The 24,025-nt window shown below is 37.7% G+C and carries 29 protein-coding genes; 8 read left to right on the top strand and 21 right to left on the bottom strand.

Annotation, left to right across the window (positions count from 1 at the left end):
* The 4 genes from ACFQ4X_RS10230 (at position 1) to pssA (ending at position 1,761) form a co-directional block, all read left to right on the top strand.
* A complete protein-coding gene (locus tag ACFQ4X_RS10230) occupies positions 1-477 on the top strand; it encodes a Na+/H+ antiporter subunit E (RefSeq protein WP_379834892.1) in 477 nt (158 codons plus the stop codon).
* 14 nt (positions 478-491) lie between these two features.
* Positions 492-764 carry a Na(+)/H(+) antiporter subunit F1 gene (locus ACFQ4X_RS10235; protein WP_379837130.1) on the top strand — a complete coding sequence of 91 codons (273 nt, stop codon included), beginning with the start codon at positions 492-494 and terminating at the stop codon, positions 762-764.
* Positions 736-1,089, top strand: a complete 354-nt coding sequence (gene mnhG / locus ACFQ4X_RS10240; protein ID WP_379834894.1) for a monovalent cation/H(+) antiporter subunit G — start codon at positions 736-738, stop codon at positions 1,087-1,089. Before ACFQ4X_RS10235 ends, mnhG begins: the two co-directional genes overlap by 29 nt.
* Before the next feature lie 126 nt (positions 1,090-1,215).
* A complete protein-coding gene (gene pssA, locus ACFQ4X_RS10245) occupies positions 1,216-1,761 on the top strand; it encodes a CDP-diacylglycerol--serine O-phosphatidyltransferase (protein ID WP_379834896.1) in 546 nt (181 codons plus the stop codon).
* A 255-nt stretch (positions 1,762-2,016) separates the two neighbouring features.
* On the opposite strand, the gene ACFQ4X_RS10250 is transcribed toward pssA, so the two are convergent.
* The 3 genes from ACFQ4X_RS10250 to sigK all read right to left on the bottom strand — a co-directional run bounded on the left by ACFQ4X_RS10250 (position 2,017) and on the right by sigK (position 5,159).
* Positions 2,017-3,798, bottom strand: a complete 1,782-nt coding sequence (locus ACFQ4X_RS10250) for a M3 family oligoendopeptidase (protein WP_379834897.1) — start codon at positions 3,796-3,798, stop codon at positions 2,017-2,019.
* A gap of 288 nt (positions 3,799-4,086) precedes the next feature.
* Positions 4,087-4,368 carry a small, acid-soluble spore protein, alpha/beta type gene (locus ACFQ4X_RS10255; RefSeq protein ID WP_379834899.1) on the bottom strand — a complete coding sequence of 94 codons (282 nt, stop codon included), beginning with the start codon at positions 4,366-4,368 and terminating at the stop codon, positions 4,087-4,089.
* Positions 4,369-4,451: 83 nt separating this feature from the next.
* Positions 4,452-5,159: an RNA polymerase sporulation sigma factor SigK gene (gene sigK, locus ACFQ4X_RS10260; protein ID WP_130294778.1), complete on the bottom strand. Its 708-nt coding sequence runs from the start codon at positions 5,157-5,159 to the stop codon at positions 4,452-4,454.
* Positions 5,160-5,326: 167 nt separating this feature from the next.
* Between sigK and ACFQ4X_RS10265 the strand changes: the two genes are divergently transcribed.
* On the top strand, positions 5,327-5,650 hold the full coding sequence (locus ACFQ4X_RS10265; protein ID WP_077359138.1) for an aminotransferase yhxA: 324 nt from the start codon (positions 5,327-5,329) through the stop codon (positions 5,648-5,650).
* 19 nt (positions 5,651-5,669) lie between these two features.
* Positions 5,670-6,065: a DUF350 domain-containing protein gene (locus ACFQ4X_RS10270; RefSeq protein WP_379834901.1), complete on the top strand. Its 396-nt coding sequence runs from the start codon at positions 5,670-5,672 to the stop codon at positions 6,063-6,065.
* Between the two features lie 258 nt (positions 6,066-6,323).
* Here the strand turns inward: ACFQ4X_RS10270 and ACFQ4X_RS10275 are convergent, their stop codons facing one another.
* Positions 6,324-6,770 (bottom strand): RNA helicase, encoded by a 447-nt coding sequence (locus ACFQ4X_RS10275; protein WP_379834903.1) that lies wholly within the window; start codon positions 6,768-6,770, stop codon positions 6,324-6,326.
* 81 nt (positions 6,771-6,851) lie between these two features.
* Here ACFQ4X_RS10275 and ACFQ4X_RS10280 point away from each other — a divergent pair, with 81 nt between their 5' ends.
* Positions 6,852-8,090: a glutathionylspermidine synthase family protein gene (locus ACFQ4X_RS10280; protein WP_379834904.1), complete on the top strand. Its 1,239-nt coding sequence runs from the start codon at positions 6,852-6,854 to the stop codon at positions 8,088-8,090.
* A gap of 43 nt (positions 8,091-8,133) precedes the next feature.
* Here the strand turns inward: ACFQ4X_RS10280 and ACFQ4X_RS10285 are convergent, their stop codons facing one another.
* Positions 8,134-8,286, bottom strand: coding sequence for a YrzI family small protein (locus ACFQ4X_RS10285; RefSeq protein ID WP_379834906.1), 153 nt, complete (start codon positions 8,284-8,286; stop codon positions 8,134-8,136).
* 509 nt (positions 8,287-8,795) lie between these two features.
* Here ACFQ4X_RS10285 and menA point away from each other — a divergent pair.
* Positions 8,796-9,686, top strand: coding sequence for a 1,4-dihydroxy-2-naphthoate octaprenyltransferase (gene menA / locus ACFQ4X_RS10290; protein ID WP_379834908.1), 891 nt, complete (start codon positions 8,796-8,798; stop codon positions 9,684-9,686).
* Positions 9,687-9,902: 216 nt separating this feature from the next.
* Here menA and ACFQ4X_RS10295 read toward each other — a convergent pair whose 3' ends face one another.
* The 16 genes from ACFQ4X_RS10295 to mltG form a co-directional block, all read right to left on the bottom strand.
* Positions 9,903-10,694, bottom strand: a complete 792-nt coding sequence (locus tag ACFQ4X_RS10295; RefSeq protein ID WP_379834910.1) for an SDR family oxidoreductase — start codon at positions 10,692-10,694, stop codon at positions 9,903-9,905.
* A 17-nt stretch (positions 10,695-10,711) separates the two neighbouring features.
* The gene (locus tag ACFQ4X_RS10300) at positions 10,712-11,566 is read right to left on the bottom strand and encodes a GRP family sugar transporter (protein ID WP_379834911.1); all 855 of its coding nucleotides are present in this window, start codon (positions 11,564-11,566) and stop codon (positions 10,712-10,714) included.
* 148 nt (positions 11,567-11,714) lie between these two features.
* The gene (locus tag ACFQ4X_RS10305) at positions 11,715-11,954 is read right to left on the bottom strand and encodes a YrhC family protein (RefSeq protein ID WP_130294762.1); all 240 of its coding nucleotides are present in this window, start codon (positions 11,952-11,954) and stop codon (positions 11,715-11,717) included.
* Positions 11,955-12,098: 144 nt separating this feature from the next.
* A complete protein-coding gene (locus ACFQ4X_RS10310) occupies positions 12,099-13,235 on the bottom strand; it encodes a bifunctional cystathionine gamma-lyase/homocysteine desulfhydrase (RefSeq protein ID WP_379834913.1) in 1,137 nt (378 codons plus the stop codon).
* 1 nt (position 13,236) lies between these two features.
* Positions 13,237-14,160 carry a PLP-dependent cysteine synthase family protein gene (locus tag ACFQ4X_RS10315; RefSeq protein WP_379834914.1) on the bottom strand — a complete coding sequence of 308 codons (924 nt, stop codon included), beginning with the start codon at positions 14,158-14,160 and terminating at the stop codon, positions 13,237-13,239.
* Between the two features lie 11 nt (positions 14,161-14,171).
* Positions 14,172-14,639: an S-ribosylhomocysteine lyase gene (locus tag ACFQ4X_RS10320; protein ID WP_130294756.1), complete on the bottom strand. Its 468-nt coding sequence runs from the start codon at positions 14,637-14,639 to the stop codon at positions 14,172-14,174.
* Positions 14,639-15,340, bottom strand: a complete 702-nt coding sequence (gene mtnN / locus ACFQ4X_RS10325; protein WP_379834916.1) for a 5'-methylthioadenosine/S-adenosylhomocysteine nucleosidase — start codon at positions 15,338-15,340, stop codon at positions 14,639-14,641. The genes ACFQ4X_RS10320 and mtnN overlap by 1 nt, the downstream gene beginning before the upstream one ends.
* A 16-nt stretch (positions 15,341-15,356) precedes the next feature.
* Positions 15,357-15,995 (bottom strand): class I SAM-dependent DNA methyltransferase, encoded by a 639-nt coding sequence (locus tag ACFQ4X_RS10330; RefSeq protein ID WP_379834918.1) that lies wholly within the window; start codon positions 15,993-15,995, stop codon positions 15,357-15,359.
* Positions 15,996-16,385: 390 nt separating this feature from the next.
* Positions 16,386-17,018, bottom strand: a complete 633-nt coding sequence (modB, locus tag ACFQ4X_RS10335) for a molybdate ABC transporter permease subunit (protein ID WP_379834920.1) — start codon at positions 17,016-17,018, stop codon at positions 16,386-16,388.
* Entirely contained in the window at positions 17,015-17,767 is a 753-nt protein-coding gene (gene modA / locus ACFQ4X_RS10340; protein WP_379834921.1) for a molybdate ABC transporter substrate-binding protein, read from the bottom strand. Before modA ends, modB begins: the two co-directional genes overlap by 4 nt.
* Positions 17,768-17,866: 99 nt before the next feature.
* The gene (locus ACFQ4X_RS10345) at positions 17,867-18,475 is read right to left on the bottom strand and encodes a DUF1510 family protein (protein ID WP_379834923.1); all 609 of its coding nucleotides are present in this window, start codon (positions 18,473-18,475) and stop codon (positions 17,867-17,869) included.
* Positions 18,476-18,561: 86 nt separating this feature from the next.
* Positions 18,562-20,316 (bottom strand): peptidoglycan D,D-transpeptidase FtsI family protein, encoded by a 1,755-nt coding sequence (locus ACFQ4X_RS10350; RefSeq protein WP_379834924.1) that lies wholly within the window; start codon positions 20,314-20,316, stop codon positions 18,562-18,564.
* Between the two features lie 92 nt (positions 20,317-20,408).
* Positions 20,409-20,885, bottom strand: a complete 477-nt coding sequence (gene greA / locus ACFQ4X_RS10355) for a transcription elongation factor GreA (RefSeq protein WP_066291237.1) — start codon at positions 20,883-20,885, stop codon at positions 20,409-20,411.
* Positions 20,886-21,033: 148 nt separating this feature from the next.
* Complete coding sequence (udk, locus tag ACFQ4X_RS10360) at positions 21,034-21,675, bottom strand: uridine kinase (RefSeq protein ID WP_066291240.1); 642 nt, start codon at positions 21,673-21,675, stop codon at positions 21,034-21,036.
* Positions 21,676-21,704: 29 nt separating this feature from the next.
* Positions 21,705-22,349 (bottom strand): O-methyltransferase, encoded by a 645-nt coding sequence (locus tag ACFQ4X_RS10365; RefSeq protein ID WP_379834926.1) that lies wholly within the window; start codon positions 22,347-22,349, stop codon positions 21,705-21,707.
* 382 nt (positions 22,350-22,731) lie between these two features.
* A complete protein-coding gene (gene mltG / locus ACFQ4X_RS10370; protein ID WP_379834928.1) occupies positions 22,732-23,859 on the bottom strand; it encodes an endolytic transglycosylase MltG in 1,128 nt (375 codons plus the stop codon).
* Between the last annotated feature and the right edge of the window lie 166 nt (positions 23,860-24,025).

Below are 24,025 nucleotides of genomic sequence, written 5' to 3' on the forward strand. Positions count from 1 at the left end.
ATGACATTTCAACTTATCTTAAATTTGCTGATCGGCGTCATTTGGATGTTCTTATCTGAGAGCTACTCATTCGCAAGTTTTTTGGTAGGATTTGTGATTGGGGCGGCGCTGCTGTTTCTGCTTAATCGCTTTATACCGGATTCTTATTACTTTAAACATGTTAAAGCTATCGGATATTTAATCTTTCTTTTTATAAAGGAATTAATTTTAGCCAATATCGAAGTACTAAAATGGGTATACAAGCCCAAACTTGATTTCCAGCCAGGAATTATCGCATTGCCGATTGATGTTAAAAAGAATTGGGAAATTACTTTGCTCGCTAACTTAATTACACTTACTCCAGGGACACTTTCTGTAGATGTCTCAAGAGACCAGCGATATATTTATATTCATGCTATAGACCTGCCTGACGTAAATCAAACGATCGTTGGGATTAAAGATACTTTTGAAAAAGCAATAAGGGAGGTAACACGGTGACAGATTGGTTCTCTATGGTAGTCTATATTTGTTTGTTCGTGATAACCATCTCTATTCTTCTTCTTTTATACAGAGCTGTTGTCGGCCCTTCGAACCCTGATCGTGTTGTTGCACTTGATACAATTGGTATTAATCTGATTGCGATTACCGGGTTAATGGCTATCCTATTAGATACAGTTCAATTGAACGATATTATACTGCTTATCGGAATATTGACTTTTATTGCAACGGTCGCTGTTGCAAAATTCTTGGAAAAGGGTGTTATCATTGATCAAGATCGTGATTAGTTTTTTCCTTATCATTGGCACCTTTTTTATTTTATCCGGAACGTTAGGTGTACTTCGTTTTCCAGATGTTTATTCAAGGCTTCATGCAGCAACTAAAAGTTCAACATTAGGTGTGTCTGGCGTCCTTATCGGCTCTGCTATTTATGTCTATTCAGATATGAATGTTTTCAGCGGAAAACTGATCTTAGGAATTCTGTTTGTCCTCCTGACAGCACCAGTTGCAGGTCATATGATTTCTAGAGCTGCCTACCGGACAGGAGTGCCATTATCCGAAAAGACCGTTTATAATCAACTGGAAGAAAATAACAATATTAAGGAATCATAAACTTTTTGCTCTTTCAAACAGTGCCTAATTGGCATATAATGAATAAAATGGTTATATACTTTTAAGCAACTAACCGTAGCAGGATATATTTATATCCTGCTTGTGTTCCATTTGAGGAGTGATCGAATGTTTATGATTGAAAGGGAGCGCATTGATTCAACTGTTAAGAAAGTGAAGGGACAAACTGCAAACTTCTTAACATTGATCAACTTATCACTAGGCGCCTTAGCTTTGTTATTTATGATGAATGGTGAATTAAAAATCGGATTTATCTTAATCTTTTTAGCTGGTTTGTTTGATCGTTTTGACGGAATGGTTGCAAGAAAACTGAATATTGAATCCGAGTTTGGTAAACAACTGGATTCACTTTGTGATTTAATTTCCTTTGGCATCGCACCGGCATTTTTAATTTATCAAGCTGTACTTCATCAGTTTGGTGTTCCTGGCATTATATTCACGATTATATTTATCGTATGCGGAGCAATTCGTCTAGCACGATTTAACATTACAGAATTCACAGGATCGTTTGTTGGAGTGCCGATTACGGTTGCCGGTTGTTTAATGGCTGCGGCATATCTGGCGATTAACTTTTTACCTGGATTCTTCTATATGTTCCTGACGATCGGCTTGGCCATATTAATGATCAGTACAATATCCATAGAAAAGAGATAAAAAAAACCGCAGAATATGAATCTGCGGTTTTTTTATTATGCTTATTTCTAAAAATTGTTGCTTATTCTTTCACTTCATTGACAAGTTGATTGGAGTGCAAGGTGCGAGACTCCTGGGGGATTAGCGGGACAGGTGAGACTCCTAACGGCGCAAAGAGCAGAGGAGGCTCACCGCACGCCCCCCGGAAAGCGAGCAACCTGGAACGAAAATCAACTACTTCCAAAAACATCAGCTAGCGAAAACAGCCTTTTATTATTATTTTTGAGTCAATTCAAGGAATTCTTCTACATCTGCAGCTGCCAATTCAATTCCCTTTAACCAGAAATCTTGCTTCGTAATATCGATTCCTAAATGTTTTTGTGCTAACTCTTCTACTTCCATCTTTCCAGTGTCTTGTAAAAGCGCGATATATTTCTCTTCGAATGAAGGTCCCTCTTCTTTCGCTTTTGCGTAGATTCCAGCTGAGAACAAATATCCGAATGTATACGGGAAGTTATAGAACGGTACATCTGTAATGTAGAAATGAAGTTTAGATGCCCAGAAATAAGGATGATACTCAGCTAGAGCTCCGTTAAATGCTTCTTTTTGAGCTTCTTCCATCAATTCACACAGACGCTCAACTGATAATTGACCGTTCTTTCTTTCTTCATACATTCTTGTTTCAAACAAGAAACGTGCATGGATGTTCATAAAGAAAGCTACAGAACGCTGAGCTTTATCTTCTAAAAGAGCAATCTTTTCTTCTTTTGTTTTTGCATTTGTAACAGCTGCATCAGCTACAATCATTTCTGCAAAAGTAGATGCTGTTTCAGCAACGTTCATCGCATAATTCGTTGCATAATAAGGTAATTCTTTCAATACATCTGAATGGAATGCGTGGCCTAGCTCATGTGCTAATGTAGAAACATTGCTCGGCGTACCAGAGAACGTCATAAAAATACGAGTTTCTTTCTTAGTCGGGAAACCTGTACAGAAACCTCCAGGTCTTTTTCCAGCACGGTCTTCTGCTTCAATCCATCCTTTAAGAAAAGCTTTCTCTGAGAAATCAGCCATTTTAGGAGCAAGCGAACGGAAATGTTCAACGATAAACTGAGCCGATTCATCATAGCTCATTTTGCTGTTTGCAGAAGAAAGCGGTGCATCAACGTCGTACCAGCTTAGCTTTTCTAAACCGAGTAATTCTGCTTTACGATCTAGATATTTCACAAAAATATCTTTTTGTGATGAAATAGCGTCCCACATGGCCGTAAGTGTTTCTTCTTTCATACGGTTGATCGCAAGAGGCTCTTTTAACGTTTCTTTCCACCCTCTATGTTTATAGATCTCATTTCTAAATCCAGCAATGTGATTAAGTGATGCTGCGCAAAATTCTCCCTCGTTATCCCATGCCTCAACGAACTTTTCGAATGTATCTTTTCTTATTTTACGATCAGGGTTAGAAAATTTGTTTTCTGCTTGGCCAACAGATAATTCTTCATCTTTTCCGTCGATTTCAACTTTAATATTAATTCTTCCTACGACTAAATCGTAAAGCGTGGACCAAGCATGGTATCCATCTACAGCAAGATCATTGATTAAAGATTCTTCGGAAATGCCCAGCTTTTCTTTAGCTTGCATTCTTCTCTCGTTAAGTGAGAATGCGATATCTTTAAACTCTGGTATGCTGACTACTTCTTTCCATGTATCTTCGGAGATTTCCATCAACTGCTTATCAAGTGCTGATCCTACATTGGAAAACGAAGCATATACAGATTCTAATCGTCCGCGTAGTGCCATCGCTTTTTTATCCTTAACATCTTGTGCGATCAAACAACCCACAAATGAACCTGTAGTTGAAAGTCTTTCAGAAAAACTCTGCATTTCTGAAATTAGGTTTAAAAAGCTTTCATTTGAAAATGTAAATTCATCCGCTTTTTTTGCAAGGACTTTAACTTCCTCTTCCGCCCATTTTATTTCTGCTAATAGCTCTTTTGACTCACTGCCGCCAGGAAAAACAGAATCAAGTTCCCATGTTTGCCTTAAATCTTGTAATAGCATATTCTTCCCCCTATTATGTACGTATTTACACTCTTTTCTTATTATAAAAAATATTCAAACAAAAATCGACTATGAAGTTTATTTTTATTAAATTTTATTTTTTCACATAAAAAAACTCCCCTATTTGGAGAGATTTTTTATTATTCTGCGATTGCCGCATAAATAAAATAGGCTAACATCACTACGAATGATCCATATAAAACAGCTTCCTCCATATCAACGCCTCCTGTTTTTTACCTATTCTATTCCCTGTTTTTATGATTTAAACACAGTTATTCATTTTTATTCTTAACGGGCTTGTTTACCAAGGTTTGCTTTTGCCTGCTGTATTAGTTCTTTAACCATCCTTCCGCCGATCTGTCCTCCTACACGCCCTGCATCTTTTGAAGTGATCTGCCCATTGTACCCTTTGCCTAACTGTACACCCATATCTTTAGCGACTTCATACTTCACATCATCCGGGGATTGGTCAGAAACGTTGTATCCTGCTTCTCTCATTACTTTTGCTTTTAATTTATCCAGTCCTTCACGTGCTTCTGGTACGATAGGCTGTCTTTTTCTTCTTGCCATTTAAAAAACTCCTTTTTTTCTTTAGTTTGCCCGAAGCAAAAAATAAAAAGGCTGTAAATGTTACCAGCCTTTGTTCTCATATATTATCGTTCAGATTGCTGACGGCTTCTGTAGAATTCATGAAACAGCTTCATGAGCGCTCTCTTTTCAATCCTTGAAACATAGCTCCGTGAGATTCCCAGCTGTTTAGCAATTTCTCTTTGTGTCTTTTCTTTTTGCAGATCCAAGCCAAATCGCCCAACGATTACTTCTTTTTCCCGGTCATCTAAAACATGAATATAATCGTAAATTTTCTTTTTTTGCATTTTTAATTGAATCGCATCCACAACATCTTCAGTTTCAGCTTTTAAGACATCAATGAGCGTAATCTCATTTCCTTCTTTGTCCGTTCCAATTGGGTCGTGAAGTGATACGTCTTTTTTGGTTTTCTTTAAGGCACGCAAATGCATCAAAATTTCGTTCTCAATACAACGGGCTGCGTAAGTTGCGAGCTTCGTTCCTTTTCCTCGTGAATAGCTTTCGATTGCTTTGATAAGTCCTATTGTACCGATGGAGATAAGGTCTTCCGTATCCTCCCCTGTATTTTCGAATTTTTTTACAATATGAGCAACAAGCCGCAAATTGTGCTCGATCAGCAATCCTCTAGCTGTTTCATCACCGTTTGCCATATCTTTTAAGTACTGCTTCTCTTCATTCTCAGACAGTGGCTGGGGAAAAGCATTATTTTTTACGTATGACACAAAGAGCATGACTTCTTTAAAGAAATAGGCCAACACACCTACTAATGACATAACAGCACCTCCAAGACAATTCTTACTCCTTTATCTTTATGCAAAGCTGGGCTTGGGTGTGTCTGTACATCAAAAATGGAACCTTTTTATTTCATTGACGTAATAGAAATAAATGGTTTTCAAGAATTGGGATTACATCTATAATTAGGCTTGAATGGGGTGAAAACATGAATAAAACAAAGAAACTTATTGCAGGTGTTTCATCTGCTTCTGTAGCGGTTATGCTTTCTGGCTGTAATGATCAAGCTCAGGAGCTTCCACCAGAACCTACTGATACTGAATGCCAGGATTGGGAATGGGATGAAGATGACGGCGTCTATGAATGTGACGATACCAATTCCCGTTATTTCGGCTATTACTTCTTTGGCGGCAGATATTTTAGCGGAACGAGCAGTTTGTTGAAAAACTCAAAGTACAAGGCTTACAAAAACAGCTCCAGCTTTAAAGGCGGAAGTACTGGATTCGGGAGCAGTAAAGGCTTTGGAGGATAAAAATTAAGGAGTTGTAAAGATGAACTTATTTATTAATTTTGCGTTATATGCGGCTACAGGCCTCGGACTTTTATTTGCAGGATTTATTATCTTTGAATTATCAACAAAAACAAAGGAACTTCAGTTGATCAGCAAAGGTAATACAGCAGCTGCTCTATCGCTTGGCGGAAGACTGTTTGGTCTTGCTTTTGTAATCGGCTCTTCAATAGCTAACTCATTAAGCATTATCGATTTGCTTATTTGGGGAGCAGTAGGAATCATTTCTCAGATTGCAGCGCTTTTCGTTGCAGAACATCTGGCTATTCGTTCAAGTATTTCAAAAGCCATAGATGCTGATAACAAAGCGGTCGGATTGCTCGTAATGTTTCTAAGCCTCTCTGTTGGATGGGTTATCGCACAATGTCTTACATATTAATATGAGACTGTTTTCGCAAACTTTGTTGTTTTTGAAAGTAGTTGATTTCCGTTCCAGGTTGCTTCGCTTTCCGCGGGGCGTGCGGTGAGCCTCCTGGCGCTCTGCACCATTAGGAGTCTTACCTGTCACACTCGTCCCGCAGGAGTCTCGCACCTTGCACTCCAATCAACTTATCAATGAAGTGAAAGAAAAAATAATCATAAGCAACAATCTTTTAGAAAAGAGCCGAATAAAAAGCATGCAGCTTTTGCCGCATGCTTATATTTTTTCTCCTACATACATGACGTAAACAGCACGGTCTTCATCAAGTTCTGCTGAATCTCTTAAAAATTGACCCTGCTTCGGAATCTCTACTACGTCTTTTAAAAGATACCTCATAACATCCCAATGGCTGTTTAATGCCTGGACATGTAAAAGGGGCATATCACCTGTATTTTGATATTGCCTGAACTCTAAAAAGATTCCTCTTCCTTTGTAGCTTGTCTCATCTGTGAAACGTCTGGCAGGACCTTTTTCTTTAACGATTAAAATCTCTTCGCTCCCTTTCATTTCATTTGATTGAAGTTCATATTCTTTTTGTCCCGTAACGAAAAATTCACATAATTGTCTCGCATATTTTTCATCATTATGCATATTTTCAGGTATTTTATAGGTTAAGAAAGGTTCATATCCATCTGATTTCTCTATGTAATAAGTTAATTCCATTATTCTCATCCCTTTTATTATTTGTTATGTTTATGATATCAGTTTTCATGAATGTATGTATTGCCGGAGGTTTTTATTATTATGAGCTATATTGAAGAAAGAAAAAAATTCTATGAGAAGATTCCTGAGTTTTGGGCAGATATGTATGGGCAAGAGTATGCGTTATTTAAGCCGCTCTTTATTGAAAAAGAAGAAGCAGATTCAGTTAAGGAGTTTGGGTCCAGAGTGAGTCAAATTCTATTTAAAACAGCAGCACTTCTTCAATCACAGAACTTGGATGATGAGATCTTAAAGCTTTTAGGGTTTCCGGATTCACTGTTTCCGTTCCTCCGGTTTCATACACAGCTCCCAAAAACAGTGATCGGCAGAATTGACTCCATTGAAACTCTTGAAGGACACAAAGTAATGGAATTTAACAGTGATACACCTACATTTATCTATGAATGCTTTAAAGTAAACGGGCTGATTTCGGAACATTTTGGCTGTAATGACCCCAATGCAGGTTCGGATGAGGAACTGAAACGTGCAGTTCGATCTGCGATTCTTACTTCCTATCGAGGGTTAAAAACTTCGCATTCTCCAAACATTGCATTTACATCGCATGATGACAATATAGAAGATAAAGAAACCGTCCTTTATTTGAAAAAGCTATGCGGTTTTCCTTCTCAATACATTCCGTTAGACCAGCTTATTATCAGAAAAAATGAAGGTCTTTATGATACTGAAGGGAAAAAGATTGATGTCTTGTACCGGCAGACATTTCCGATAGAATTGCTTATTCAGGATAAAGACTTAGCGACAGATGAGGAAATAGGACTTCAGCTGACTGATCTTGTTATTCAAAATAAGCTTGCTATTGTAAATCCACCCTCTGCATTTTTATTACAGAGTAAAGCAGTACTTGCCGTCATCTGGGGTATGCATGAAGAACGTGCTTCATTTTTTACAGATGAAGAGCACGAATGGATCGGTCAATATTTTTTACCAACCTATTTAGAACCTGATCTTTTCCTAAAAAATAAAGAAATGTTTGTGCAAAAGCCTGTATTTGGCCGTGAAGGTGATACCGTCCGAATATATGATGATAAAGGAATGCTGCTCGATCAGGACAAACATACAACATATGAACATTACGTTAGTGTTTATCAGAAGTACGTTCCCCTTCCAAAAATGAAGTTCGAATCACAAAAAGGAACGATTGAAGGACATCGTATGACAGGTACATTTGTCATTAACGGTAAACCAAGTGCTTTCGGTTACCGTGTAGGAAACCGTATTACAGATAACCTTTCTTACTTCCTTCCCTCTTGTATAAAATAAAAAGCGCCTTTCCACTTTATAGTGGAGGGCGCTGATTTTTTTATTAAAGCATTGAAGATATATTATATGATGCCTTTTCTTTAGCCCGATCATATAGAGATTTTACTCTCTTATCAACCATGTATTGTTCCTCTGATCTATGGGTTCTTTTAATTGAAAAGGTAATCGTTACAAAAAACAAATGTAATGTAAACATATTGTTATTCACTCCTAATTCATTATTTTATTTTTTCGGTTAGGTTGAGTCTTTCTCCGTTAACAGCCATGTAAGCAGTGTAATTCCTACCATAATCATTGCAATCTCCTCCTTTTAATTTTTATATAAAAAACACCGCAGGAAATCCCTGCGGTGCAAAAATGGTCATAAAAAAACCGCAGGCATTCGACCCGCGGTGTCCTTTAAACAGATTAAATAGACATACTGCTCCAGTTGGCGGTCGAACGTAAGTTTTTATTCAATTTCATTGTTGTACGTATTTTTAAAATCATTTTGTTCAACCTCCTTTTTGTAATTTTACTTTACTTAGCAAATCATACACAATTTACCAAGTGTTGTAAAGAATTTTTTTTGCCTTTAAAAGGATATTCATTTTGCTCAGAAAGTTTCCTGTTTTTTTAAAAATTGGGTATTATTTATGAAAGTTATTTATGTGTACACTTTCACAAACTTTTATTATAATAATAATCGTAAAGGGGGAAACACAAATGATACATCCTAAGGTCATTTTCGCTTCTACAAGACCTTTTTCATTAACGGCGTCAGTCATACCTGTTATATTTGGAACGATTTTAGCTTTGCAATGGACAAGCATCAATTGGACTGCATTCTTACTTACACTTTTTGGAGCTGTATTTTTGCAATGCGGCACAAACCTTGTAAATGATTATTTTGATCATGTTAAAGGAGCAGATATTCCTGGTTCTTTAAGCCCGTCTGGTGTTATAGACCGAAAAGAAATGACACCTCGACAAGTATACATTACAGGACTTATTTTCTTTAGCCTTAGTATTATTATTGGATTAATTTTAACAGCATTAACCGGACCAGTTGTTCTTTATATCGGTATTCCATCATTATTGGTAGGTTACTTTTACACAGCTACACGTTATGCATTAGCTTATAACGGATTAGGTGAGGTAGCTTCTGGAAGTACACTAGGAATTTTAGCTGTTGTTGGTTCCTTTTATACACAAACACTTAATCTGAATATGGAAGTCTTTTTGGCAGCCATACCAAATGCTCTTCTTGTTATGGCTATACTGCATGCTAACAATTTAAGAGACTTTGAAACAGATAAACAAATCGGAAAAACAACAATTGCGGGACTGATCGGCAGGAAAGCCTCCCGTATCGAATACTATATTCTAATGCTTGGTACGTACGTTAGTTTAATTGCTTTAGTCCTTTTAAATATTTTACCTGTTTGGAGTCTGATAGCTGCTATTACCCTTCCTATTGCATTAAAAGGGCTGCAGATTGCAGTATCCACTTGGGAAGCCAAACAGCTTAACAAAGCTCTAGGATTAACAGCCATGCTTCATATGGCTTTTGGAATTCTTTTATGTATCGGAACACTAACAGGCATTCTGTTATAACAAAAAGAGGCTGACTCAAAAGTATAAAAACTTTTGAAGTCAAGCCTCGTTTTTTTTTATATTTAGATAACGTACATCATTTATAAGATAGTAGGTTATTTAATATACGCGTTTAGATAGCTAAATTTGGTCAATATTATTTATTTTTTATTTTGTTAAAAATAAAAAATTAGGGCTGCCAAAAGTAAGTTAACCTTACTTTTGGGACAGCCCGTTTTAGCCTTTTCCTGCTTGAAATCCCGGGTACAGCGTCATTCCGCCATCAGCAATCAATGTTAACCCTGTTACATAACTTGCCTGTTTTGATGCGAGCCAAACAGCAGTTGCAGCAATTTCTTCAGGTTCTCCTATGTACCCCATCGGAATTAGTTTTAATACTCCTTCTTTAAGCTTTGGATCTGAAAATTTTTCCGCGTTGATAGGTGTATTGATTGCACCTGGTGCTATGCTGTTAATTCTAATCTTTTTAGGCGCATATTCTAATGCAAGAGTTTGCGTCATCAATTTAATACCGCCCTTACTTGCTGCATAGTGGACAAAGTGTGGCCATGGTATAATTTCGTGAACACTCGACATATTTACAATTGATCCCTGAATATCATTTTCGAGAAAATAGTCAAGAGCTTCCCGGCATCCTAGAAATTGACCGGTCAAATTTGTAGAGATGACTTTGTTCCAATCTTCTAAAGTAAGTTCGTGTGATGGTACTTCATTTTCAATTCCGGCATTGTTAATCATGACATCAAGCGACCCGAATTCTTCTACCGCTTTTTGTATCAAGTTCTTGATATCATCTTCCTTTGTTACGTCTCCTTGAACGGCTATTGCATTTCCGCCGTTTTGCTTAATTTCTTCAATAATTGCATCAGTTTCCTTCACTTGCTTATCAGAATGATAGTTAATCACAACATTCGCTTGTTCTTGTCCAAAGCGTATGGCACAAGCTTTCCCAATTCCAGTAGCCGCTCCTGTGATGATTACCGTTTTTCCTTCTAGATCTGGATACATCCAATCCACTCCTCTTTCTATGATTTCGTAAATCCTAGCATCACACCGCCAAGAATGATCAGTACACATCCTGAAATGACCCATATAATTTCTTTTTTACTTCGTTTTTCACCTAAAATAAAAATACCGCCGAGTGTTGAAATAATTATCCCTGTTTGTGATAAAGAAAAACTTGTCGCAATACCGATTATCGGCAATGCAAGAAGTAAAGTTAAGTTACCCGTACTCCAGATCAAACCTGTCAAAATGTTTCTCATTGAATATTTATTAAATGGTTTGTGTTTAAGTGACATCACTAGTGCTCCAAGAAACATTCCTATGGCCTGAGGGAGAATAGCCTGCCATCCGTTTACTTCAAACCACCTTATTATTACGACATATGTAACATATCCAACAGTTGAAATTAAAAGAATTGTAATTCCTTTTTTGAAATTTTGATTATCTTTCTCGTTCCCTTTCTTGCTGCGGCGGGAAGTCAGTAATGCGCCTGCTACTATCGCGCAGATCGCTGCAAGACCGATCATAATCTCAGTTGTTGTTTTCCATTCATGAAAAACCAGTACTCCAAAGAGCGTTGTTCCAAACAATTGCATTCCTGTTGATAATGGAACAATTTTGGATACTCCTAAATAATCAACACTTGCAAATTGATTTCGCTGTCCAATTACCCAAAAAATCCCTGAAACCACACCAATAGCAACCACAGCCATGTTAAGGTCAGGCTGAACAATAAAAAACGCAACAAGTGAAAATAGCAATGCCCCAAGAGTCATTCCAAAGGTTTGGCTATGAAAATCGCCCCCGAGCTTTTCACTGACTAATACGATACTTCCCCAGCAAACTGCTGTAATAAGTGCCCATATGATACCCAAAAAACCACTTCTCTCTTTTCTTGAAATTGTTAAAACTTAGTATGACCTTTTACGGTTATTCAGTATTCATACCCCTATTTCCGATTCATAAAAACAAAAATACCGCCCCTTTTTAAGGGACGGTACGTGAAATTAATGTTTAATTTTTTTATTTTGTAATTTCCTGTAATTGCACTTTGCACTTTCTAACAACATTGTACATAAGTGCGGTAAAGCCTAAACATGTTAATGAAGCAATACCTAAAGTAATCGATTGGATAAAGTTTTTGTCTTCCACTGGAAGAACTAATCCTAAATAGAAGAATGTGCTTACTGCCAACAAAATAAAGCCAAAGCGCTGGTAGTCAGCCATCTTTTTTTGTAATTCTTTCTCAATTTTGTTTGTCATGCAGCTTCTACCTCCTAACCTCTATCAACAGAATAACATAGGTAAGTAAGCTACCTGCCAAGCACTTTTTGACAATCTAGTGAAAAAATTATGGCTAAATAGTGATAAAAAAAGAGCAAACGCATTTGCGCCTGCTCATTACGACTAGTTGTTCAATGCATTTTTTAAATCTTCAATCAGGTCCTCTGCATCTTCAATCCCTACAGAAATACGAATTAAACCATCTGTGATTCCAAGTTCTGCTCTGCGCTCTGCTGGAATAGAAGCATGTGTCATTCTTGCCGGTACTGAGATCAGACTTTCAACCGCTCCTAAACTTTCAGCCAATGTAAAATACTTCACTTTTTTCAGGACTGCATCTGCGTTTTTTTCGCTGCCAACATCAAACGATACCATGCCGCCAAAACCGCCAGATTGTTTTTTGGCGATATCATGCTGAGGATGATCTTCAAGACCCGGATAGTATATTTTTTCAACAGAAGGATGCTCTTTTAAGAACTCAACAATTTTCTGCGTGTTGCTCTCATGAGCTTCCATTCTTAAACCTAATGTCTTAATTCCACGGATTAAAAGCCAAGAATCCTGAGGCCCGAGAACACCCCCTGTTGAGTTTTGCACGAAATGCAAGTCTTCGCCCAGCTTATCGTCGTTTACTACGACAAGGCCTGCTACAACGTCACTGTGGCCGCCAATATATTTTGTAGCTGAATGTAGTACGATGTCAGCACCAAGTTCGATTGGATTTTGCCAGTAAGGTGTATTAAACGTGTTATCTACCATAAAGAGAAGATTTTTTGATTTAGCCCATTTAGCTGCTGCTTCAATGTCTGTAACTTTTAACAACGGGTTTGTTGGTGTTTCAACATAAAGAGCTTTTGTATTTGGCTTTAAAGCTGCTTCGATCTGATTGATATCTGTTGTATCTACAAAAGTTGACTCGATTCCGAGACGGTTTAATACTTTTGACATAACACGGTAAGTTCCCCCGTATACATCATCTGTTAAAATTACGTGATCTCCTGAATCAAACAGCATCATAACTGCAGTAATAGCTGCCATGCCTGAACCAAAAGCAAATCCGCGCTTTCCGCCTTCAAGATCTTTAATTAATTCCTCAAGTGCATGGCGTGTAGGGTTTCCCGTTCTGGAATACTCGAAACCTTTATGAACCCCCACATCATCTTGCTTGTATGTGCTTACCTGATAGATCGGATAGACAACCGCTCCTGTATTTTTATCAGAAGGAATGCCTCCGTGGATTAATTGTGTTTTTCTTTTCATATCAGATGCCTCCTTCATAAATTTTTTTGCTTAGATAACGCTCTGAGCTGTCTGCAAAAACGGTTACGATTATATCTCCGTCTTTTGCGGATTGTGCCTCAATTAATGAAGCATGAAGTGCTGCTCCTGAAGAGCTGCCAACCAGCAGACCTTCTTTTTTTGCAAGTTCTGCAACACGATTAAAGGCGTCTACATCTTTTACTGTATGAATGCTGTTGAAATAGGAAGGCTCCATATAGTCTGGAAGAAACTCCATTCCGATGCCTTCGGTTTTATGCGGACCAGATTCTCCGCCATTTAAGATTGATCCTTCAGGCTCGACTATAACTGTTTTCACATTAGGATTCTTTTCTTTCAAGTACCGTGCTGTTCCCATGAATGTTCCGCCAGTGCCAGCTCCTGCTACAAAAATGTCTACTTTTCCATCTAGATCATTCCAGATTTCCGGTCCTAACGTTTTGTAATACGTGTTAGGATTGTCTGGATTTGAGAACTGGGCAGGTGAAAAAGAGTTTGGCACATTATTTAAGAGTTCCTTCGTTTTCTTTATGGCACCTTTTATTCCTTCTGAAGTCGGAGTATGAATAATCTTTGCACCGAGAGCTTTCATGAGCTCCTGTTTTTCGATACTGAACTTTTCAGGGATAACGAAACAAACATTGATTCCTTTATTAATTGCAGCAAGTGCAAGGCCAATTCCTGTGTTACCCGCAGTTGGTTCTATAACTGTTCCGCCAGGTTTAAGCTGTCCAGAAGACAGGGCACATTCTAAAAGTTCCATTCCTAATCTGTCTTTCACACTGCCCCCTGGATTCATGAACTCCAGTTTTGCAAAAAGGCGTACTCCTTTTGGTAGAGAAAACTGCGTAATCTCCATCAGGGGAGTATTGCCGATCATTTCATGCACATTTTTATAATAGTTCATTCTCACGCCCTCTATTCAGCGAAAACAACATGCCACTCATCTTTTTTAGATAGCATCTTGCGTGCGATCTCTTTAGCGCCTTCAAGGCTATGATTTGCTGCCCATCCACACTGTACCTCATTACAAGCTGGCACCTCAGTCGCTTCTAATACATCGTTAAGTGTTTTTTCTAAAACTTCTAGAATTTCATCATAGTTATCATGGTTAATAACAGATAAATAGAAGCCTGTTTGGCAACCCATCGGGCTGATATCTACAACAGTAGAATGGTGGTTACGGATATTTTCTGCCATCAAGTGCTCAATTGAGTGAAGACCTTCCATAGGCATGTGATCTTTGTTCGGCTGGCAGAAGCGGATATCGTATTTATGAATTACATCTCCGTTAGCTCCAGTAGTCGTACCTGCTAAACGGATGTATGGTGCAACGACTTTTGTATGATCAAGATTAAAACTTTCAACGTTCATTTTTTTTGTCATTATGATTTCAGCTCCTCTACGATTTGTTGAACAAGTTCCGCGGAATTCTTTGATGCAGTTTTTAAAAACTGGTCATAAGATACGCGGGCATCTTTCCCGGCGATGTCTGATAATGACCGGATAATAACAAAAGGTACATTAAACTGATAGCATGTTTGTGCAATCGCTGCAGCTTCCATTTCAGCTGCATACAAGGCTGGAAATTTCTTGCGTATGTCTTCTACCCTCTCATGATCACTCATAAACGAATCACCAGATGCAATTAAACCTTTTGCAACTTGAATATTTTCAACACGAGCACCTGCTTTTACAGCTGCTTCTACAAGTGTTCGGTCAGGCATATAATTTGCAGGCATTTGAGGAACTTGCCCATATTCGTATCCAAAAATTGTTGCATCTACGTCATGGTGTCGAACTTCAGTGGATATCACAACATCGCCTACGTTTAGATCAGTATGAAATCCGCCTGCAGATCCCGTATTTAAAATTACATCAGGTTCATACAGCTGAATCATTAGTGTAGTACCAATAGCTGCGTTTACTTTTCCGATTCCGGATTTCAACAGAACGACTTCCTGATCGTTTAAAAATCCTTGATAGAATTCACATCCTGCAAGCTTATTTTCCTGAAGGTCTGACAGCTGCTCTCTTAATAGAACAACCTCTTCTTCCATTGCACCAATAATTCCAATTCTCTTCATGTTAATTCTCCAATATCTATTTTTTTACCGCTTCCATAAGCCAGACATATTCATTTAGCTTTTCAAATGAGATATCAAAATCATGTTTTTTGAAAATTTCTTCGAGTACCCCAAGAGTTGTATAATATTCCGTCTGCAAGTCTTTTAAAAGATTAAGGTATCCTTGTTTTTTGACTTTTTCATGGCGTTCTTTTTTATCTGATTCATGAAGGAATGCGGTATCTGCAAAAACAATTTTACCATCTTTTTTAAGCAGCTGGCTATAGTGTCTAACTGCCGCATCTTTTTCCTCATCTGTCAGGTGATGAAAAGCATACGTACTGACAATCGTATCGATCTCTTTGTCTAATTTGGGAAAAGTTAAAAAGTCTCCATCATGCAGCACTAGTTTTGGATTTCGTTTTAATGCTTTTTCACGCATTCCTTTTGAAGGTTCGATTCCAATAACGGTTTTATCTTTTGAAAGCAGTTTTTCACTTAAGTTTCCTGTCCCTACGCCAAATTCTAAAACGACACTCCCTGATTTTTTCACCACAGTTTCTAAAATATGATCATATTTATGAAAAACTTCCTTGTATTCCTGATTATCACCAGCCACTGTTTCATCATATGAAGCTGACCACTCATCAAAAAGTTCAATAAACTCTCGTCCCATTTTTGTCACTCCAAATTATTAAAATATATTATTCCTATCAATATACTATGAATTAAATGTTTACAGGTTCCAAATTAACACAAATTCATGTTTTTTTCAAATGTATGAACCTGTAAACCATTCATCTATTTGCTAATAAATAAGGGTGTTTATAAAAGATTGTTGTTTAGGGTTCATTTAGGAGATTGGAGTGCAAGGTGCGAGACTCCTGCGGGACGAGCGGTCAGGTGGAGACTCCTAAGGGCGCAAAGTGGCAGGAGGCTCACCGCACGCCCCGCGGAAAGCGAGCACCTGGAGCGGAAATCAACCGCTTCCAACAGCTGCAAGTATTTCGAGAACATCCGTAAATAAAACAAATAAAAAAACTCTGAAATACATTCAGAGTCATGGTCAAATTGATTTTTTTGCAAAAATTGAACTAATCGCTAACATAACAAATGAAAACAGTGTAAGGAACAAGGATAAAATCAGTGCTGTTTGTTCATCTCCTAAAAGAACATGATCATATATAGCAAGCGGAGCGGTTTGCGTAACACCCGGAATATTACCCGCAATCATAAGAGTTGCACCGAATTCCCCAATCGCCCTTAAAAAGGACAGCATTACAGCAGCAATTACTCCATGTTTCGCTAAGGGAATGCCTACTCTACAAAAAATATTCCAACTCGATCCATCCAGCCGTGCTGCATCAATTATGTTGTCATCTAAATTTTCAAAGGAAGCTTTGGCTGTGCGGAAAAACAAAGGAAAAGCGACGATTGCTGCCGCTAGAACAGCAGCTTTCCAAGTGAACACCCATTGTACGCCAAATCTGCCTAAACCATCTTTTCCTAACAGCAGCAATAATATATATCCAACTACCGAAGGAGGCAGAATTAATGGAAGGCTAAAGATTGTTTCAAAGATTGTTTTTCCTCTAAAAGACAAACGAGCAAACAAATAGGATAGCGGCAACCCTGCTGCCACTACGAAGATCGTAGCCATAAACGCAGTTTCTAAAGATAGTACCAATGGATGAATCAATTTTTAACACTCTCTCTAAAATTATATTTCTTTAAAATTTTCTGCCCTTCTTTTGATCTAGCGTATTTTAAAAATTGTTTAGCAGCTTTCTTTTCGGTGATCGAATATACAGGATATTGAATGGCTGGATACGAGTTAGGCGGCATATTTTTTATAATGTTAATCCGGTTATTTTCAACGGCATCTGTACGATACATGATGGCATATTCTACAGCTCCCGTTTCAATTAATCCCTTTAAGTGTACTGCATTTTGGCTGTATATGATTTTAATTTGTTTATGATCTACATTTTGCAGTGCTTTTTCGGCATAATATCCTGCGGGCACCATATCAGGATTGCCGATTCCGAGTTTGGCATTTGAAGGTATATCTTCGATAGAATCAACCGGTGTATCGACCTTCGTTCCAGAAACAAAAACAAGCTCGTTAGATGCAATAATTCCTTCTTTTTTAATATCAATTTTATCATCGTCAGACATAAACCTTTGAAGTGACTGCGCTGAAAACATTAAATCAGCTGGTGCGCCGTTATTTATTTGATTGATTAAAACTCCTGATGCACCAAAGTTCATCTTAATTTCGATATCCTTATGTGTTTTTTCAAACCGTTCCTTCCACTCGGTAACAGGTTTTTTCAGACTAGAGGCAGCAGATATGTAAACAACTGTCTTTTGCTGGCTGGTTACGCTGCAAGATGTCAAAAATACTGCAAGAAATAAGATTCCAATAATATAGTTTGTTTTCTTCATAATTACTCCTAGTTATTTCATACCCTTATTGAAGCATTAACAATAAAGAATGAAAAGAAAAAAGACAACCAGCTTATGAGCAGATTGTCTAGTTAATCATTATTGTACTTGTGTTACACTTATCGGCTGCCATCCTTTTTCAGGAATCCACTGCAGAACAACATCATATTTTATCTTTTCAGTATTGGATTGTACGGTGCCTTTGGATAAATCAGGACCACCGCCATTACCGAGCCAGAAAATTGTCATTTGGTCTTCTGGAATGTTTGTCGCGTACGAAAGTGCCTGAATCATCTCTTTCCAGTCTTGAGACTGGTCTTCGTACGACTTCTGATGAGGCTCTGCTTGAGAAGTTCCGATTGGTTCCCACGGGCCTTCAGGGCCTCCTCCTTCAGGATTTTCAGATTGCGTTTCCTCATCCGTATTTGTTTCAGTATCATCTGACTGATTCTCGGATTCATCAGAAGAACGATCATCATTTTGATCTTCTTTATCAGATTCCATTTCAATCGAAGAATCGTCTTTCGTTTCATTCTTGCTCTGAGTTTGTTCATTTTCTGATGTTGATGCCGTCTCGTTTTCATCACCAGAGAAAAGATTAAACGCAACCACAACAATCAGCAAAAATACCAAGCCGATTGCTATGTTTAAAAAACGATTTTGTTTTCGCTTTTCTAATCTCGTTTCATAACGTTGATTTCGTTTCATGTTATCCTCCCCAGTAAATAAGCTCATTTTATTTTACCACGAGCATAGTGATCGAGGACACTTTTTCCTTTTTTCTATTCCAATATTCATCTTACTTTGTTTGATATCTCCATAACTGCTTTTGCAATATCAGCATATACAGGGATTGTCCTGTTTACTGTATCGTGTTTCATATCAACTACTACTAAAGCGAATTTAGGGTTGTCGGCGGGAAAATAACCTGCAAACCATTTATTATAAACATTCGCCTCTTCTCCCTTTTGAGCTGTACCTGTCTTGCCAGCTATCTGAAAAGGAAGTGACTGCAAAGCATGCCCTGTCCCATTTTCATCCTTTACTGCATTTACCAGTAAAGATTGCAGTCTCATCATCGTATATGGGGATAACGATTTTTTTTTGCCAGTATGATCCTTAAATTCTACCAATTCTGTTCCATTTGCAAAATTTACTGATTTAGCAGCTTTTACTTCTGACCAAGTGCCGCCCTTCGCTATTGTTGCCATCATGTTGGCTGCTGCCAGCGGAGTAATTTTAACATCCAGCTGTCCGATTGCAGTCTGCGAAATGGCGAGGGGTGATTGATAATCCTGCATCTTTTTATTAGGATTTCTTATTTGTCCATGTTCTTCCTGATAGAAATGTGAAAAGTTATCAAAATGATATACTTGTCCTCTCCAGCCATTTAGCTCAAGAAGACCTAGCTTTTGAGCATATTCCTCAATAATGTTGTTATTCTCTGCTGCCATTTCATTTGCAAGGTCTCCAAACGTTTTATTGCAGCTTTGAGAGAAACTTTCCTCAAAATTTAGCATGCCTAATTGTCTCTCATCTTGCTTTCCATAAATATTTACATTACAGTCGTATCGTTTATCATTCTGAACCTTATTTTCCTCAATTGCAGCAGCAGCAGTAACAACCTTAAAAATCGAACCAGGAATTTGATGGGTGGTCATCTTGTTTTCATGTTCATAGATCGTCTGACTATTAAATACAGGTCGGCTTGCCATAGCCAGAAGTTCATTTGTTTCTACGTCAAGCAAGACAGCTCCGCCCGCTTCCACCTGATGATTCCTTAAATATTTCTCAACAGCTTCCTGCATTTTTTTGTCAATAGTAGTCTTAACATGCAGAGGATATAGCGGATTCGTCTGAGTACGATATTTTACATCGAGCCCAAATAAGGGATTTCCTTGCCGGTCCACATGATAAATAAACTGAGTTTCACCTTCAGATATTAAAAAAGGGTCAAAAGTATATTGCATTCCATTTTTCCCTGTTTTGGTAGCAGTGCTTACTGTTCCCTTATCTAATTTATCTTTATATTTTTGCTTTATTAAATCAGGGTCTTCGCCAACTGCTCCGATAATATGATTCGCAAATGGGAGGGGCTTTCTTCTTGTTACAAGCTGTGCATACACACCCGGGATTTCCAGTTCATTGATTTGACTCATCTGCTGCAAAGTTAGCTCTTCTGGCAATAAAAGTGCTGAAGGTTTTTTCAGCTGAAAGATCATTTCTTCTATCTTTTGTGATGGCAGCTGAAGAATTGCTGAAATGGTGTCTATCGGCCAATCCTGTGTATAGAGGTTAGGGAACACAACAATTTGAGGTTTTACATCTGTAGACAGAAGCTCACCATTGCGGTCCAGAAAATAACCTCTTCCATCATTAATTGTAAAACGGTGAGTTCGCTGGTTTACACTCTCTTGTATTAAATTAACGTTATTTTTTGAAAAAGATTTTGTCGAAATCAGCTGTATATCTGCTAATCGGTACATCAGACAGAGAATAAGCAATAAAATGCTAACACCTGCAGCTATTGTTCTTTTTCGAGATAACAATGCGGTCACCACCCTAACCACATTTTCGCCGCATCTCTATCTTCTTAAACAAAAAAGAAGACTTGCCGCAGCAAGCCTTCTTTCTGATGGACTTATTTTACTTCTAAAATTACTACGCTGATTTCTCCGCCTGGTGTTTGAACAGAAACCTTGTCTCCAGGTTTTTTGCCTAATAAACTTTTAGCCATTGGAGAATCATTGGAAATTTTACCTTCGAATGGATCTGCTTCAGCACTTCCAACGATTACATATGTTTCTTCATCCCCATCAGGAAGCTCTTGGAATTTAACTGTTTTCCCAATGGAAACGTTATCAGATTGATCTTTATTGTCTTCAATGATGACTGAATCACGAATCATCTTTTCTAATTGAACGATACGCGCCTCAACAAAAGCCTGCTCGTCCTTTGCTGCATCATACTCAGAGTTCTCAGAAAGGTCTCCGAAGCTTCGTGCTACTTTAATTCTTTCAACAACTTCTTTTCTGCGTTCTGTTTTTAAAAATTCTAATTCGTTTTCTAACTTTTGCTTACCCTCTAGGGTCATATAGTGTTTTTTCTCGTCTGCCATGTTTATTCACTCCTTCAATAATCAGTACCCTTGTTACGTTATATGATAATTCCGGCAGGGTATGTATAAAAAATAGGACAATAGTTGAATGCCATGCTGTTTTATAGCAAAGATTGTCCAAGTATACCGAAAAAATGAGGAAAGTTCCTCATTTTTTCAATAATGCTTTGTCTTCTAAAATAGTCTTAATTTTAGTAACCATTAAATCAATTGCAACGCGGTTTTGACCGCCTTCTGGAATAATAATATCCGCGTACCTTTTTGTAGGTTCAATAAACTGATTATGCATAGGACGCACTACTGAAGTATATTGATCGATTACTGATTCTAAAGTTCTGCCGCGGTCACGTATATCACGAACCATTCTTCTGATGATTCGCACATCAGCATCTGTGTCGACAAACAACTTAATATCCATTAAATCACGTAAACGTTCATCTTCAAGTATAAGAATACCTTCCAATATAATGACATCTTTAGCATCAACTGGGATAATTTTATCACTTCTTGTATGCGCTGTATAGTCGTACACTGGTTTTTCAACGGATTCATATGCTTGAAGTGACTTGATATGCTGGATTAACAGATCATTATCAAAAGCAAGAGGGTGATCATAATTCGTTTTCAAACGCTCTTCCATTGATTTTTCAGATTGATCTTTATAATAAGCGTCTTGCTCAATAATAAGAATAGACTGATTTGCAAACTGCCTGTAAATTTCTTTAGCTACCGTTGTTTTACCTGATCCGGATCCACCTGCAACCCCAATTACGATAGGTTTTTGTGCCATTTCTATTACTCCTCCAAACTGCTGTACCTTTAGGTTTTTCGTATGCTCACCATCATACCATCTCCCACCGGCAAGATTGAAGAATAATAATCTGGATGCTGCATGATATATTCATTAAAACTTCTAATTTTTTTAACAAGAGAACGCAGTCTTCTGCTCTCTAAGCCGCTTTCATCCGCGACATAACCTCTAAAGAGAACATTATCTGTAATGATCATACCGTCTTGTGACAGCATTGCGGAATAATGATCAAAAAAATTTTGATATTGTCCTTTAGCGGCATCAATAAAAATAAAGTCGTATGGGGCATATTGTTCTACTTGACTCTGTAATTCATTCGCATCGCCGAGCAATAATGTAATTCTATCGTTTAGGTCTAGTGCGTTAACATTTTCTTTTGCTATATTGTACCGTTCTTCATCTCTTTCAATACTAACAATTTCGGTTATCTCATTCGCAAGAGCCATTCTTATTGCAGAGTACCCGATGGCTGTACCAACTTCTAAAATACGTTTAGGGCTTTTTAATCTGACATAAGTCAAAAGGGTCTCCATACCCGATAATTCCATGATTGGTACATCATGCTGCCTAGCATACTCCTCCATTTTTAAAATATGTTCAGAGCGTGCCGGGATTAAATTTTCGATGTATTGGTTTACTTCATTTGAGACCAAAGTAACACGCCTCCTTCACACTAACCGGTATATTGTAACATAATCTTTTTATGAAGGCGAGAGTCCTGTATATTTCAACCTATTATGAACATTTCTTAGTCGTTAATATTGTTATTAATGCTGTTTCCGCAAACGTAGTTGATGTTGTCAGTGGTTGATTTCCGCTCCAGGATGCTCGCTTTTTGCAGGGCGTGCGGTGAGCCTACTCGGCGCAAGGGGCCTGTGGGGTCTCACCTGTCTCGCTGATCCCGCAGGAGTCTCGCACCTTGCGCTCCAATCAACTTGTCAACGATGTGTCTTCACAAAAAAATAATCATAAGCAACTTTTAGAAAAGAGCCTTATTAAAAAAAGGATACTATAAGTTAGTATCCTAAGAAAACATTATTGCTGCTCTTGCCATACTTTCCATTCATCTCTGTATTTCTTGTATACGGCATTGTGTTCTTGCAATGTTTTCGTATATATAACTTCTCCGTTCGGTCTTGCATAAAAGAATAATTCTTCCATCTTTACTGGTTTTAATGCAGCTTCAATCGATTTTTCCCCTGGAGATGCGATAGGACCGATTGGAATCCCTTTGTAGCGATACGTATTATATGGAGAATCAATTTCTAAATGCTCATATAATACTTGTACATCAAAATCTTTTCTAGCATATTTAACAGTTGGATCTGAATCCAATTTCATGTCTTGTTCAAGTCTATTATAAAAAACGCCAGAGATTTTTTTTCGATCCTCTTCACGCTGAGACTCTTCTTCAATTAGAGAGGCTAAGGTGATCATCTCGAACATTGAATATCCGCTCTTTTTTATGTCATTCTCATATTTGGCAATAACAGTCGAGGACTGCTCTACCATTTTATCCACAATCTCTTTCAGCTCAGGCTTCTTTTTATCAAATTCATAAGTTGCCGGGAAAAGAAATCCTTCCAATGGATAATAAAGACCTTTTTTGTAAATATCATCTGGAATATTCTTATATTTGTCTTGAAGCTCTTTTAGAAATGCCTTATCGGTCATCACTTTTAATATTTCTTCTTTTTCATAACCAGTACTCGCACTGATCTCACCAGCAATTTGAGGAACATTAAACCCTTCTGGAATTGTTAAAGTCAGTTCTGGTTTTTTAAATAGTTTTCCCTCTTTAAGAGCTGCGATAATTTCAGTAAGGTTCATAGATGGAGATAATTGATAAACTCCTGCTTGAAAATCTCCTTCTCCCTTAACTCGCGTATAAAGTTTGAAGAATTGACCGCTGTTAATGATCCCTTTATCTTCAAGCTCTTTTCCGATATTCGCTGTTGAAGAGCCGATTGGGATCTCAACAGTAAAATTTTCTTGATTTGCTGAATCAAATGCTCCGATATTTTTATTGAAATAAAAATATAGTATGCCAGCAGCAAGAACAATTACTGCTAAAAATAAAGCAATTATCGTTAATATGATGGATTTTGTGCGTTTCTTTTTCTTGTTTTGTATGTAATTCCCAGACGACTGGAGTTGTATCATCCCTTTTCCCCCTTCCATCTGTTTAATTATACTTTTGCTAGCAGAAATTGTCGAGATTAGCAGTAATAACAAAAATAGGATAACTCATCAAAGAGTTATCCTTTCGTTTTTAACAGTCTTGAGAGGGAAATTTAGATGTGTGATAGTGGTTTTAGTAGTATTGCGA

This window comes from Fictibacillus halophilus, assembly GCF_042680145.1.
In the GTDB taxonomy this organism is placed as follows: Bacteria; Bacillota; Bacilli; order Bacillales; family Fictibacillaceae; genus Fictibacillus; species Fictibacillus halophilus_A.

Bases quoted from the DNA above. Each gene is read 5' to 3' on its own strand.
- ACFQ4X_RS10230 (WP_379834892.1), top strand. From the start codon at position 1: ATGACATTTCAACTTATCTTAAATTTGCTGATCGGCGTCATTTGGATG.
- greA (WP_066291237.1), bottom strand. From the start codon at position 20,885: ATGGCAGACGAGAAAAAACACTATATGACCCTAGAGGGTAAGCAAAAG.
- ACFQ4X_RS10250 (WP_379834897.1), bottom strand. From the start codon at position 3,798: ATGCTATTACAAGATTTAAGGCAAACATGGGAACTTGATTCTGTTTTT.
- ACFQ4X_RS10315 (WP_379834914.1), bottom strand. From the start codon at position 14,160: ATGAACTATTATAAAAATGTGCATGAAATGATCGGCAATACTCCCCTG.
- mtnN (WP_379834916.1), bottom strand. From the start codon at position 15,340: ATGAAGAGAATTGGAATTATTGGTGCAATGGAAGAAGAGGTTGTTCTA.
- ACFQ4X_RS10265 (WP_077359138.1), top strand. From the start codon at position 5,327: ATGAATAAAACAAAGAAACTTATTGCAGGTGTTTCATCTGCTTCTGTA.
- ACFQ4X_RS10280 (WP_379834904.1), top strand. From the start codon at position 6,852: ATGAGCTATATTGAAGAAAGAAAAAAATTCTATGAGAAGATTCCTGAG.
- ACFQ4X_RS10295 (WP_379834910.1), bottom strand. From the start codon at position 10,694: ATGTATCCAGATCTAGAAGGAAAAACGGTAATCATCACAGGAGCGGCT.
- mltG (WP_379834928.1), bottom strand. From the start codon at position 23,859: ATGATACAACTCCAGTCGTCTGGGAATTACATACAAAACAAGAAAAAG.
- sigK (WP_130294778.1), bottom strand. From the start codon at position 5,159: ATGTCATTAGTAGGTGTGTTGGCCTATTTCTTTAAAGAAGTCATGCTC.
- ACFQ4X_RS10255 (WP_379834899.1), bottom strand. From the start codon at position 4,368: ATGGCAAGAAGAAAAAGACAGCCTATCGTACCAGAAGCACGTGAAGGA.
- udk (WP_066291240.1), bottom strand. From the start codon at position 21,675: ATGGCACAAAAACCTATCGTAATTGGGGTTGCAGGTGGATCCGGATCA.
- ACFQ4X_RS10235 (WP_379837130.1), top strand. From the start codon at position 492: ATGGTAGTCTATATTTGTTTGTTCGTGATAACCATCTCTATTCTTCTT.
- ACFQ4X_RS10305 (WP_130294762.1), bottom strand. From the start codon at position 11,954: ATGACAAACAAAATTGAGAAAGAATTACAAAAAAAGATGGCTGACTAC.
- ACFQ4X_RS10320 (WP_130294756.1), bottom strand. From the start codon at position 14,639: ATGACAAAAAAAATGAACGTTGAAAGTTTTAATCTTGATCATACAAAA.
- ACFQ4X_RS10275 (WP_379834903.1), bottom strand. From the start codon at position 6,770: ATGGAATTAACTTATTACATAGAGAAATCAGATGGATATGAACCTTTC.
- ACFQ4X_RS10345 (WP_379834923.1), bottom strand. From the start codon at position 18,475: ATGAAACGAAATCAACGTTATGAAACGAGATTAGAAAAGCGAAAACAA.
- pssA (WP_379834896.1), top strand. From the start codon at position 1,216: ATGTTTATGATTGAAAGGGAGCGCATTGATTCAACTGTTAAGAAAGTG.
- ACFQ4X_RS10330 (WP_379834918.1), bottom strand. From the start codon at position 15,995: ATGGGACGAGAGTTTATTGAACTTTTTGATGAGTGGTCAGCTTCATAT.
- ACFQ4X_RS10270 (WP_379834901.1), top strand. From the start codon at position 5,670: ATGAACTTATTTATTAATTTTGCGTTATATGCGGCTACAGGCCTCGGA.
- modA (WP_379834921.1), bottom strand. From the start codon at position 17,767: ATGAAGAAAACAAACTATATTATTGGAATCTTATTTCTTGCAGTATTT.
- menA (WP_379834908.1), top strand. From the start codon at position 8,796: ATGATACATCCTAAGGTCATTTTCGCTTCTACAAGACCTTTTTCATTA.
- ACFQ4X_RS10310 (WP_379834913.1), bottom strand. From the start codon at position 13,235: ATGAAAAGAAAAACACAATTAATCCACGGAGGCATTCCTTCTGATAAA.
- ACFQ4X_RS10285 (WP_379834906.1), bottom strand. From the start codon at position 8,286: ATGTTTACATTACATTTGTTTTTTGTAACGATTACCTTTTCAATTAAA.